At 62.9% G+C, this 11,247-nt stretch carries 11 protein-coding genes and 1 pseudogene; 7 read left to right on the plus strand and 5 right to left on the minus strand.

The genetic code is table 11. The annotated features are described in order from the left end of the window. Nucleotides 1-133 precede the first annotated feature (133 nt). From RKP46_RS19855 to RKP46_RS19870, 4 genes are all read left to right on the plus strand, one after another. Nucleotides 134-487, plus strand: a complete 354-nt coding sequence (locus RKP46_RS19855) for a hypothetical protein (RefSeq protein ID WP_311108229.1) — start codon at nucleotides 134-136, stop codon at nucleotides 485-487. 99 nt (nucleotides 488-586) lie between these two features. Next, a complete protein-coding gene (locus RKP46_RS19860) occupies nucleotides 587-1,339 on the plus strand; it encodes an ABC transporter permease subunit (protein ID WP_311108230.1) in 753 nt (250 codons plus the stop codon). A gap of 128 nt (nucleotides 1,340-1,467) precedes the next feature. Continuing rightward, complete coding sequence (locus RKP46_RS19865) at nucleotides 1,468-2,190, plus strand: hypothetical protein (protein WP_311108231.1); 723 nt, start codon at nucleotides 1,468-1,470, stop codon at nucleotides 2,188-2,190. After that, nucleotides 2,187-3,158 carry an ABC transporter ATP-binding protein gene (locus RKP46_RS19870; protein WP_311108232.1) on the plus strand — a complete coding sequence of 324 codons (972 nt, stop codon included), beginning with the start codon at nucleotides 2,187-2,189 and terminating at the stop codon, nucleotides 3,156-3,158. The genes RKP46_RS19865 and RKP46_RS19870 overlap by 4 nt, the downstream gene beginning before the upstream one ends. 4 nt (nucleotides 3,159-3,162) lie before the next feature. Here the strand turns inward: RKP46_RS19870 and RKP46_RS19875 are convergent, their stop codons facing one another. From RKP46_RS19875 to RKP46_RS19885, 3 genes are all read right to left on the minus strand, one after another. Next, on the minus strand, nucleotides 3,163-4,701 hold the full coding sequence (locus tag RKP46_RS19875) for a hypothetical protein (RefSeq protein ID WP_311108233.1): 1,539 nt from the start codon (nucleotides 4,699-4,701) through the stop codon (nucleotides 3,163-3,165). Continuing rightward, complete coding sequence (locus RKP46_RS19880; RefSeq protein ID WP_311108234.1) at nucleotides 4,698-5,642, minus strand: glycosyltransferase family 2 protein; 945 nt, start codon at nucleotides 5,640-5,642, stop codon at nucleotides 4,698-4,700. Before RKP46_RS19880 ends, RKP46_RS19875 begins: the two co-directional genes overlap by 4 nt. Before the next feature lie 121 nt (nucleotides 5,643-5,763). Next, nucleotides 5,764-6,864 carry an N-acetylneuraminate synthase family protein gene (locus RKP46_RS19885; RefSeq protein WP_311108235.1) on the minus strand — a complete coding sequence of 367 codons (1,101 nt, stop codon included), beginning with the start codon at nucleotides 6,862-6,864 and terminating at the stop codon, nucleotides 5,764-5,766. A gap of 143 nt (nucleotides 6,865-7,007) precedes the next feature. On the opposite strand from RKP46_RS19885, the gene rlmD reads away from it, so the two are divergent. From rlmD to RKP46_RS19900, 3 genes are all read left to right on the plus strand, one after another. After that, entirely contained in the window at nucleotides 7,008-8,306 is a 1,299-nt protein-coding gene (gene rlmD / locus RKP46_RS19890) for a 23S rRNA (uracil(1939)-C(5))-methyltransferase RlmD (protein WP_311108236.1), read from the plus strand. Between the two features lie 97 nt (nucleotides 8,307-8,403). Beyond that, nucleotides 8,404-9,276, plus strand: a complete 873-nt coding sequence (locus RKP46_RS19895) for an IclR family transcriptional regulator (RefSeq protein ID WP_409194172.1) — start codon at nucleotides 8,404-8,406, stop codon at nucleotides 9,274-9,276. Continuing rightward, the gene (locus RKP46_RS19900; protein ID WP_409194173.1) at nucleotides 9,257-9,553 is read left to right on the plus strand and encodes a YkgJ family cysteine cluster protein; all 297 of its coding nucleotides are present in this window, start codon (nucleotides 9,257-9,259) and stop codon (nucleotides 9,551-9,553) included. Before RKP46_RS19895 ends, RKP46_RS19900 begins: the two co-directional genes overlap by 20 nt. Nucleotides 9,554-9,692: 139 nt before the next feature. On the opposite strand, the gene RKP46_RS19905 is transcribed toward RKP46_RS19900, so the two are convergent. Next, nucleotides 9,693-10,904: an exo-beta-N-acetylmuramidase NamZ domain-containing protein gene (locus tag RKP46_RS19905; RefSeq protein WP_409194174.1), complete on the minus strand. Its 1,212-nt coding sequence runs from the start codon at nucleotides 10,902-10,904 to the stop codon at nucleotides 9,693-9,695. Further along, nucleotides 10,904-11,247: pseudogene (locus RKP46_RS19910) on the minus strand (hypothetical protein); the annotation flags it as partial. The pseudogene RKP46_RS19910 and the gene RKP46_RS19905, both read right to left, overlap by 1 nt.

Below are 11,247 nucleotides of genomic sequence, written 5' to 3' on the forward strand. Positions count from 1 at the left end.
CCACAGTTCTCTGAGTACACCAAGAAGGGTGAAGACAAGGCTGCCCAGTCGGATGGGAAGAACTGGCTGACGGCTGCTGTCGCGGCTTCAAACAACTAACCGACTATTGTCGAACACATCTCTGGAGAACACTATGAAAAAGATGATTCATCTCGCGGCGTTTGCTTTCGCGGCGACGCTAGGCTCAGCGGCTTACGCCGCGCCAAACGGCTGTGCCGGTGCCGGCGCCCAAGTCACCGTTGCCCCCTCGACGGACTTTGCCAGAAATGGGTTTGTCGGAAAATGCTCGAACAACGTTCTGCTACAGTATTCGCAGAACAACACAGCCTTCGGGGTCGTTGCCGGCTCCACTAAGGGTAAGTCGTACTTCGGTGGCGGCTCGGGCGGAGGCGGGATCAAGTATGTCGGAAACTGCGCAGCCACGGGGTGCACCGATAGTCAAGAAATAACCCCCGGCAACGCCGACACTCAGAGGAATGCGAGCTAGTCCTCGACTTATCGGAATGGGCGCGCTTGGCGCGCCCTTTTTCATTATATGTGGGCGTTCTGTCTCAGTGCTTTGCGTTCCGGCTTCCGTTCGCGGGCGGTGCTGCTTAGCCTTATCCTCGGCATACTAATGGTCGGCGTTGCGTTCCTCGCGGCGTCGTTCTCACCTCGACAGCCGAAGACGGTCACGATCGATGTCGGCTTCTCCGGCATTCGTTTCAGTCTTGTTCTGCTTGCTGTCTTCTGGGTGCAGGAACTCGTTGGCCGGGAGGTGGAGCGACGCACAGTGCTGTACGCACTGGCTTACCCGATTTCTCGTGCAGCGTATCTCATCGGCCGCTTCCTTGGTGTCGTTGGCCTGCTGGTAGTCGCTACGGGTGCTCTGGGTGGTCTGCTCTGGTTGTCGGTTCTCTTTGTGGCAGGTCATTACACCCAAGGCTATCCGGTCGACGTCGGCTGGCCTTACCTGCTCGTTCTCGTTGGTTTGCTGATCGATGCGGTCGTTGTGGCCTCCTTCGCCCTCTGGATTGCCAGCCTGTCCACCGTTCAGATGCTTCCGGTTGCGCTCGGCGTCGTTTTCGCTGTGGCTGGCAAGAGCCTGGGTTCAGTGCTCGACTACATTGAGCGTGGCGCTGATGGTGACGACGCGTTGGTCGGGCGTTACGGACCCGTATTGCGGGCCGTTCAACACGTCCTGCCAGACCTGTCACGCCTTGATTGGCGTTTCTGGGCAATGTACGGAACTCCGCCCGCCGATGGGGCAATCCTTTATGGCTGCGTGCTGGCTGCGGGCTATGTGATGCTGCTTCTTGCGCTGGCCGTGATGACCTTCCGACGGCGCGAGTTCTTCTGACAATGATCCGCCGACAGCGCTCAGCTTGGCTGCCGATGCTGGCTGCAATCACAGGGGGGCTAGTCTTCTGGGAAGCACAGACTACCCTTCTTGGGATGAGTCGAACACGGCCACGCGCGGAGATTGAGGTGGTGTTGCCGGTTTTCGTTCAGGTTGCGCTCGCTGGCGGGGACCGCTATCTTGCCGCAAGCTGGTCAAGCGTGCGCGCGCTGGTTACCGAGACGGTGCGCATGGCTGCAGACGAGTATCGCGTTCTCGCCCTGGTTCAGCGCGACGTGTCATGGCTCAATCCGGCGCACGAAGACAACTACTACATTGCAACGGCGATTTTGCCCTGGGAAGGGGAAGTTGAACCGACCCAGGTGATTCTGCGACGAGCAACCTTGGCGCGGCCCTTCGATTATCAGCCTCCGTTTTACTACGCGTTCAACCAGATGCATTTCAAGGGTGATGCGCTGGGTGCGTCGGAGTGGTTGCGAAGTGCGGCAAGCAAGCTTGCCGATCCGGACGAGCGGTTAACCCTGGAGAATTTCGCCGCACGATGGCTCGACAAGACGCAGGATCTCGAACTGGCAGCAAGGATTGTCGATGCGATGGCTGCCCAAGCCAAGCGCAAGGATTTTGCTGCTTACTTGCGGCAACGTAGCCAACGCTTGCGCGATCTGGCGGCGCTGCGGCGGGCCGCGGCCACCTATCACGAGCGCTATCGGCGGCCGCTGCAATCTCTCGACGATCTCGTCCGCAGTGGACTGATCGCGCAGATTCCGGCTGATCCTTTCGGCTCGGGTTTTGCCGTCGATCAAACGGGCTTGCCCGTGCTTGCCGGGGGAGTCGCCGGGGGTGGCAAATGAGCCAGGCGATTCTGATCGAGGGTCTGTCCAAGACGTATCCGCGGGCTTGGCTGACACCGCCTTTCCAAGCGCTGCGCAAGGTTTCGCTGAAAGTTGTCGAGGGCGAGGTTTTTGGCTTCATCGGTCCGAACGGAGCTGGGAAGAGCACAACGATCAAGGTGCTGACCGGCGTTCTGCAGCCGAGCCATGGGTCGGCAGCGCTTTTCGGCAAGGACGTTTCCTTGCCCGAGGCGCGGCGTGGCTTGGGCTATGTGCCGGAGAATCCCAGCCTGTACGACTATCTGACGCCGCTGGAAATTCTGCGCATGGGTCTGGCCATCCACGGGGTGAAGCCGGCCAATGAGCGCCGCCACTGTCTGCAATGGCTCGATCGCTTCTCTCTTGCCCAGGTGGCAGACAAGCGCGTGCGCAGCTTTTCGAAAGGAATGACGCAGCGCGTAGCGCTTGCTCACGCGATGGCCATCGAGCCGCGGCTGCTGATTCTTGATGAGCCTTTGTCGGGCCTGGATCCGGTTGGCCGCAAGGATGTCGTCGACATTCTCGGCGAGTACCGCCAGGCGGGCGGAACGATCTTCCTGACTTCGCACGTTCTGCACGATGTCGAGCGCCTGGCCGACCGCTTTGGCCTCATTCACCGGGGGGAGCTGGTCACCGTGCAGGCACCCGGCGAATTGCTGCATGCCGAGCAGACGGTGACCGTTCGTTCGAGCGGAGCAAGCCCGGTTGCTACGTTTGTTCAGGAGACCCAGGGGCGTTGGCGTGCCGACTTGCGCCGGGACGAACTTTGGCCGGCCCTTGACGCGCTGCGCGCAGCCGGACATTCCGTTCTCGAAATCCGGCCAACCTTGACCCTGGAAGATGTCTTCTTCCGTTACCTCGACGCGGGATCTGCGTCGCCGTCCGGCGATGCGCCGCCAGCATCTCCCCGGATGCCTGACAGGTACGCCGCACGAAGTGCTGCCCGGTGATTGGCTAACCGCCGGAAATGGCTGTCTTGGGAACGGGTCGCAGCAACCATCGTCCGAGCGCTGACGAAGCGTCAACCCGCCCAACGTAGTGCGCTGCCGGCTGGCCGCCCTGCCGTTCGGCGAGCGTCTGTTGGTAGTCTGGCTGCCTGCGTGGGAAAGTGGCGGCGCGCCACAGTTCGTTGAATGCCGTATGAGCGCCAATCAGGAGAAACAGGCACGCGATCCACAAGGTACTCCGCCTTGCCAGGCGCTTCTCGCCGAGCAGAGTGTCAAGACTGACGATCAGGAGGACGATCAGCGCCGGTGTGCTCAGGCGTAGACCAAGATCGTTCGATGGCCCAAGGCGAACGAAAGGGAGTGCCAGCAGGATGAACACAGCGAGCCAGAACTCAATCTTGTCCCGTCGAACGTGCGGCGCCAAGACCAGCGCCAGAAAAAGGAACTCGCAACAGACAAAGAGCGCGTAAGTATGGGCAGAAAACGGTTGCAGTGCGTAGCCTGTCCCCGGTGCGGCTGGCGACGATGCGCTTGTCAGGCTTGCCTGAATGGGCGCGGCGTCGGTCAACAGAAAGGCGCTGAGCGGCAGGGCGAACACCAGGGCGGCTGCACAACTGGTCCAAGGAATTGCGCCCCAGCCGTGTCGGCGAACCGCAGTAATCGCGGCGAGCGCGGCAAAGGGAAGCAACGCCGGGGCAGCAAAAGGCGTCCAGATCAGGCTCAAAGACAATGCTGCCGCCATCACCTGGAACAACTCGTCGCGTTGGCGGTGCCGCCAGTAGAGCAAGGTGACGATCCAGATCGGCAGGCAGTGATTCGGTGCCCAGAGCAGTTGATTGGTGAGCGAGGGGTAGCTCAGGGGAGCCCACCACTCCATGCGCAGGGGAAATTCTGGCCACGATTCGGTTGCGATGAACTGGCCGACGAGGTCCATCCCGCTGAAAAACACAGCCAGCGCCAAGCTCAGCGCCAAGCGCCAACCGATGCGTCCCTGAAGCGGTAGCAGCAACAGGAAGAGCAGAACGCCGGTGACCGTCCAGAAGTAGACGGCCAGGTCGAGATGGGCCAGGCCGAACCACTTGCCGAAAACCGCCATCGGTAGAAAGAAGCCGATTGCTGAACGCAGGATTAGCGGATCGCCTGCTGCCGAGAAGTAATAGACGGGCCAGTTGGCGTGAATCAAGTCGCCAAGCACCGCATCGCGAATCTCCCAGTCGGGGTTGGCGTACATGAAATGACTGCCGCCACCAAAGACCGACCAAAGCGCGCTGGTCAGGAGAATGACCAGAAATGCAGTCGGCGCATACGCTGATGATGCCGGCCGTGCGAGCACGCGCAAGGCCGCAGCCAGCAGGTAAACCGCCACCGCCAAGAGCAGCAAGGCCGGGCCGATGCGAAACCAGCCGAGCAGGAACAGCAGGTTGGGCAGCGCCAGGTAGACGAGCGCGCACGCAGTGAGCCTGCCGTCGGGCGGCAGGTCGGACGCGCCAACCTGCGTTGCCGGTGGGTCATCGACGTTGCCGCTGCCTGCAGCGACGGTTTTCATTTCTCGTCCGGGGCAAAATTGACTCGTTCCTTCTCGACGACCAGCGGCCGCTTGAGAACCTGCGTGTGGATGGCCGCGATGTATTCGCCGAGTATGCCGATGAAGAACAACTGTACGGAAGCGAAAAAGAAGAAGCCGATGACCACCGGCGCGACGCCGAGCGAAAATTGATCCCAGCGTAGCAGCTTGTAGATCAGGTAGACGATGGCGACGAGCAGGCTGAGGGCGGAGAGCAAGAAGCCGGCCATGGTCGCCAGGCGTATCGGCACTTTGGAATGGCTGGTGATGCCGAGGATCGCCATGTCGTACAGCGTGTAGAAGTTGTTCTTGCTGATCCCGCGTTTGCGTTGCGGTTGAACGAAAGGGACCTCGGCGTGCGCGAAACCGAGGTCGGCGATCATGCCGCGGAAGTAGGGGTAGGGGTCGTCGAGTTGCCGGACGATCTCGACGACCGAGCGGTCATACAAGCCAAAGCCGGTGAAATCCGGAATCAGGCGCGTTTCCGAGATGCGGCCGATCGTCGTGTAGAAGGCGCGACGAATGAAGGTGAGTGCGGTTGTGTGCCGGCTCTGCGGCTTCACCCCGGCGACGATGCGAAAGCCCTCTTCCCATTTGGCAATGAATTCCCCGATCAACTCGGGGGGTTCCTGCAGATCCGAGGCCATGGCGATGACCGCGTCGCCGCGTGCCTGCAGCAGCGCGTGCATGGGGGAACGAATGTGTCCGAAGTTGCGCGTATTGACGATGAGTTTGACGCGCCGGTCGTGCGCGGCAATCGCCTTGATTCTGGCCACCGTCGCGTCGGTCGATGCATTGTCGATGAGGATGTGCTCGTAATCGTAGCCGGGCAGTTGCGCGAACTGGTGGCGGATGCGCGCGCACAGTTCGTCGACATTGTCTTGCTCATTGAAGCAGCCGGTGACGACGCTGATCAGCTTCATCGTGGCGCGCAGGCTGCAGCTTCCGATGGGATCGCCGGCAGGTCGGCAGCGCTACGCTCCTGCCCGGTACTGGCGGCCAGCGTTGGCCGCCAGTCGGCGCAGCGACAGGTGCCTGCCTTGCTCATAAGCCGCGCTGATAGATCAGCGCTTTCAACTGCTCGTTTTCAGCGTAGGGACTGTCGATCATGTCGATCATGATGGGCTCGTCGGCGGCGGCTGCGCGCAACAGCAACTCGCCGCGCATCAGTTCGCGGCACGACAGTTGCCCCTTTTGCAGCGGGATGGCGAGATAGACGTCCTCATCGGACAAGGCATGGCCCTGGGCGAGTGCCCGTCTGGCATAGACGCCGCGGACCAGCGTGTCGAGATAGGCAATCTCGCGCGCTGGCGGCAGCCGTTTCTGTGTGCCCGGCGCGCCGCACATGGCGACGACGCGCTTGTGCGCCTTGAACCACTGATCGATCTGCTGCGGCAGGCTGCAATACGGCGACAGCTCTTCAGAGTCGGCCAGGTCGATATGACGTTCGAAGGTGCGCGCGCCCTTCGCGTAGGCAATCGCGATCGAAGTCTGCCAGTCGCCATGCTCGTGCGTCGAGAAGCCGATGGTGTTCAGCGGGTAACGGCGGCGCAGGAAATCGATCTGGTTAAGTTCGAGTTCGTGGTCGGCCGACGGGTAGAGCGACACGCAGTGGTTGATGGCGAGCGGGATCTGCCGTCGGTTGAAGAACTTCACCAGATCGTCGACGTCCTTCAACGACGATCCGCCGGTGGACACGATGACCGGTTTGTTGGTGGCGGCGATCTTTTCGATGAGCAGCCAGTCATTGATGTCCGAACTGGCGATCTTGATGAGGTCGATGCCAAGCTCGACGCACAACTCGACCGAAACCTCATCGAAAGGGGTGGCCATCGGGATGCAGCCTGCCCGTCGGATGGCGCTTGCCAGTGTTGCGTACTCGGTCTTGCTCAGGCGCGTATCGAGCGTCCGCTTGATGTAGCGGATATCCGAGCGAGCGCGGAAGTCCTTGTGAATGAAGGCGTCGACATCACGCAACTGGAGCTTGATCGCCGCCTTGACATTGTTGAAGCGGACGATCCGGGAAAAGCTGGTGACGATGCGCAGGCCGCGTTCGAGGCTTCCCTGGTGGTTGTTGGCCAATTCGAGAACGAACAGATCTTCGAAGATCTCCGAATCCGGCCAATGGTGCGGGGGGTGGATCATGGTCTTGCCGCGGCGACGAGGAGGATGTGAATCTATCACGATCCTGGTCTTTCCGTCGCGTTTGCGACCGCGCCCGGCACGCGAAGGGCCGGGCAAAGCCGGCAATCACGGTAGAATTGCACCCTTTCGCACAGGCCTGCAGCATGCCGACCGGAATCATCGAATCGCTTGACCACGAAGCACGCGGCGTCACCCGGCTGGTCGGGAAGACGATATTCGTCGAGGGCGCCCTGCCCGGCGAAGAGGTCGAGCATGTCAGCTTCCGGCGCAAGCCGAGCTACGAGATCGCGCGCACGGTGCGCGTACTGGCGCCTTCGCCGGCGCGCGTCCCACCCCGTTGCCCGCACTTTGGCGTTTGCGGCGGCTGCAGCATGCAGCATCTCGATGCGCAGGCGCAGGTGGCGGTCAAACAAAGGCTGCTCGAGGACAATCTCCGGCATCTCGGGCGGGTGGTTGCCGAAGAGCTCTACGCGCCGATTCAAGGTCAGGCATGGGCCTATCGCTACCGCGCGCGGCTCAGCGTGCGTCTGGTCGTCAAGAAAGGCGGGGTGCTCGTCGGCTTCCACGAACGGAAGAGCAGCTATGTTGCCGACATGGAGCAGTGCGAGATCCTGCCGCGACACCTGTCGGAGATGCTGCTGCCGCTGCGCCGGCTGGTCGAGCGCCTGTCGATACGCGAGCGTCTGCCGCAAATCGAAGTCGCGGTCGGCGAAAGGCAGACGGCGCTCGTGCTGCGCATTCTCGAACCGCTGGCCGTGGCGGACGAAACTCTGCTGCGCGAATTTGCCGATCACCACGGCGTCGTCTTTTACCTGCAGCCGCAAGGACCGGCGACGGCCTATCGTTTTCATCCGGCGGCGGGCGCGCGTTTGTCGTACCTGCTGCCGGATTTCGCGATCGAGCACTTCTTCTCGCCAACCGAGTTCACTCAGGTGAACCACGCGATCAACCGCGTGCTGGTGCGCCGCGCGCTGACCCTGCTCGATCCGCGGCCGGGCGAGCAGATCGCCGACATGTTCTGCGGCCTGGGGAATTTCACGCTGCCGATTGCCCGGCGCGGGGCGCGCGTGCTCGGCGTCGAGGGAAGCGCCGAGCTCGTCCGGCGTGCCGGCGAGAATGCTGCGGCAAACGGACTGCAGCACCTGGCCGACTATCGGGTAGCCAATCTCTTCGCGCTGACTGCGGAAACGTTGGCAGCATTCGGCCGTTTCGACAAGATGCTGATCGATCCGCCGCGCGAGGGGGCGGTCGAACTGGTCAAGGCACTGACGGCCGACGACGCGCCGCGGCGCCTGGTCTATATTTCCTGCAGCCCGGCGACGCTGGCGCGTGACGCCGGCATCCTGGTGGCAGAGAAGGGCTATCGGTTGCGCGGTGCGGGCGTGGTCAACATGTTCCCGCATACCTCGCATGTCGAATCGATTGCTCTTTTCGAACGTTAGCCGGTGACCTCCAGGCAGTCGGCGGCTGGCCGGAAGCGCGTCGCACGATTGGTCTCTTCTACCCCTTGACGAGGAGCATCGGGCACCGATGACAGACATGGACAACAGCGAAGCCCCCAGGCAACGCCAGGGAATTCAGTCGATTGAAGTTGGCAGCCGTCTGCTGCGCGCCTTGGCGCGCCACGGCCGCTCGATGATGCTGCGCGACGTTGCGCGTACCGCCGGAATGCCCGCTGCGAAGGCGCGTCGCTACCTGGTCAGCTTCATGCGCATGGGCCTGGTCGAGCAGGACGCGAATACGGGGCGTTACGATCTTGGCGAGTTTGCGCTCGAACTGGGGCTTGCCAGCCTGGCCCGACTCGATCCGGTACGTGTCGCGGGTCCCGTGCTCGACGATTTTTGCGAGCGCATCGGCGAAACGGTCGCCCTGGCGATGTGGGGCAACCATGGGGCGACCTGCGTGCGCTGGGTCGAAGCCGGCGGTCCGGTGACGATCACGCTGCGCACCGGTGTCGTCCTGCCGCTGACCTCGTCGGCGACCGGACTCGCTTTCGCCGCCTTCTACCGTTCGCCTTACCTGAAGAAGATGCTCGAGAGCGAAATCCTGGCCACTGCCCAGGCGCGTGGGATGGCGCCGGACGATGTCCTGGCCAGCCTGACCGAGCAACTCGATGAAATCCGCCGGCACGGCCTGTCGCGCGCTTTAGGCAGCGTCACGCCAGGCATCAACGGGTTCAGTGCACCGGTTTTCGACCATCGCGGACATATGGTCGCCGCGCTCACGTCACTTGGCATCATCGGCAACTTTGAAATGGACTGGGATAGTCCGATGGCGCTGGCGACGCGCGAAGCGGCGGCAACCCTGTCGTGGCGGCTCGGCTACCGGGGTGTTCCGGGAGCAACGCCGCAGGCTGGCGAACTGCTCAACGGCAAGCTGGAGCCGCCGGTCGGTGATCGACGCGCGAGCTAGCTGCCGGGCTGCCTGCGGTGCATGCTGTATTGCGCCGTCGATCACGACCGCGTTTCCCGGTCACCCGCAGGGGAAGCCGGCCGGCGAGGTGTGCAGCCACCTGACTACCGACTTTCGCTGTCGCCTCTGGGGTCGTGCCGAACGACCCGGTTTCTGCACCGGCCTGCAACCGTCGGCCGAGATGTGCGGCGACGATCGGCAGCACGCCCTCGCCTGGCTGGCTGCGCTGGAGGAGGCAACGCGGCCGGGCGCGGGCGGCGAAGAGCGCGGTGGCTGAATCGGTGCCAATGGCGGTGGGTGGACCCTCTGCCCGTCGGCTGAGACAGGGGACGACTTCCGGTGCAAGGTGATCGACTTTCGGGGAGAGATACCGGCCTTTCGGCTGGCGCCAAGTCGGTCGCTCGCCGTTCGCTGGACTAATAGAGGAGGAACTCGCGCCGCTCTTCTTCCCACGCCGCTTCGTCGGCACGGCAGATCGCGTCCAGGTCGGCGGGCGTCGCCTGCGCATCGTCTACCCATTCGCGGAGCAGCGTCGAGCCGTTGATCAGGTCGATCGCCAGCCGTTCGTGCTCGTACTCGTAGGGAAAATCGCGCCAAAGTGGGTAATCCGGCTGCAGTGTGCGCAGAGCCTTGAAAGCCAGGCACTGGATTCGCCAGGGGCGAAAGGCGTGGTGCTGGTAGTGCGCGTCATCAACGTGTATCTGGAGGCCATGGCACAGTTTGCCGGCATGCTTGTGAAAAGTCGGTTCGAACCAGCACTCGCGCAAACGGCAACCGGACAACCATTCGGGCGCCAGGCGATGCATCGTCGCCAACAGTCCGCGTGCGTCGAGGTCAGGTGCGCCGAAAAGTTCCAGCGGTCGGCTCGTTCCCCGCCCTTCGGACAGCGTCGTTCCTTCCAGCATCACCGTGCCGGCGTAGCAGCGTACCATCGACACGTTCGGTGCATTCGGACTGGGGTTGATCCAGGTTCTTTCGCCGATTGGCCAGCCGAAGCCGGGGGACTGTTCTGGAAACCACGCGCGCATGTCGATGACGGTGCAGTCGATGGTCAGCTTGCACTGTCGGATGAACCAGTTGGCAAGTTCGCCCAGGGTCAGACCGTGGCGCATCGGGAGTGGGCCGGCGCCGACGAAGCTCTCCCATCCCGGGCGCAGGAGCAATCCCTCGAGCGGCCGCCCGGCCGGATTCGGGCGATCGAGCACGTAGACCGACTTGCCGTGTTCGGCTGCCGCTTCCAGCAGATAGCGCAGCGTCGTGATGAACGTGTAGATGCGGCAGCCGATGTCCTGCAGATCGATCAGCAGGACATCGAAGGTATTCATCATCTCGCTTGTCGGCCGCCGTACGCGACCGTAGAGACTGAATATCGGGATGCCGTGCACCTCGTCGTGGAAGTCCTCCGACTCGATCATGTTGTCCTGCTTGTCGCCGCGCAATCCATGCTGCGGGCCGAAAGCGGCGGTGAGATTCAGGTCGCCGAGCGCCGCCAGCGCGTCGAGCGCGTGCTTCAGGTCGCTGCTGACTGAAGCCGGGTGAGCGACCAACGCGATCCGTCGCCCGCGCAGCGGCCGGCGCAGGGCAGGTTCGGCAAGCAGGCGGTCGAGTCCGCTCTGTACGTCGCCCATCAGGTGCTCCCGCACGTGCGATGCCGTGGCGGAAGGGCAAGGACGAAGCCGCGCCGGTCGTGGAAATCCGGTCGGTTTGCCGCGTGTTGCAGCGCCCAGTAGCTGTGTCGCCCGTCGATCAGGTCGCGCGCTTCGACGACCGCGCACAGCCCGATCTGCAAGCTGGCTTCGCTGGCCGACAAGGCCAGCGCGTCGGGCGGAACGACCGCCTCGAGCTCGATCCGTCCGGCAAAGACGCGCGCCGTGATCTGTGGCGGTGCGCACACCGCGGGCACTGCTGCAGGTTCTCGGTAGTCGGCAAAGGCGTAGATGGCCCACTGGCCCGACGGCGAGAAGTTGAACT

Source organism: Accumulibacter sp., assembly GCF_031732815.1.
In the GTDB taxonomy this organism is placed as follows: Bacteria; Pseudomonadota; Gammaproteobacteria; order Burkholderiales; family Rhodocyclaceae; genus Accumulibacter.

Excerpts from the sequence above, each read along its gene's own strand:
- RKP46_RS19875 (WP_311108233.1), bottom strand. The coding sequence starts at position 4,701 with ATGAAAACCGTCGCTGCAGGCAGCGGCAACGTCGATGACCCACCGGCA.
- RKP46_RS19870 (WP_311108232.1), top strand. The coding sequence starts at position 2,187 with ATGAGCCAGGCGATTCTGATCGAGGGTCTGTCCAAGACGTATCCGCGG.
- RKP46_RS19880 (WP_311108234.1), bottom strand. The coding sequence starts at position 5,642 with ATGAAGCTGATCAGCGTCGTCACCGGCTGCTTCAATGAGCAAGACAAT.
- RKP46_RS19905 (WP_409194174.1), bottom strand. The coding sequence starts at position 10,904 with ATGGGCGACGTACAGAGCGGACTCGACCGCCTGCTTGCCGAACCTGCC.
- rlmD (WP_311108236.1), top strand. The coding sequence starts at position 7,008 with ATGCCGACCGGAATCATCGAATCGCTTGACCACGAAGCACGCGGCGTC.
- RKP46_RS19895 (WP_409194172.1), top strand. The coding sequence starts at position 8,404 with ATGGACAACAGCGAAGCCCCCAGGCAACGCCAGGGAATTCAGTCGATT.
- RKP46_RS19885 (WP_311108235.1), bottom strand. The coding sequence starts at position 6,864 with ATGATCCACCCCCCGCACCATTGGCCGGATTCGGAGATCTTCGAAGAT.
- RKP46_RS19855 (WP_311108229.1), top strand. The coding sequence starts at position 134 with ATGAAAAAGATGATTCATCTCGCGGCGTTTGCTTTCGCGGCGACGCTA.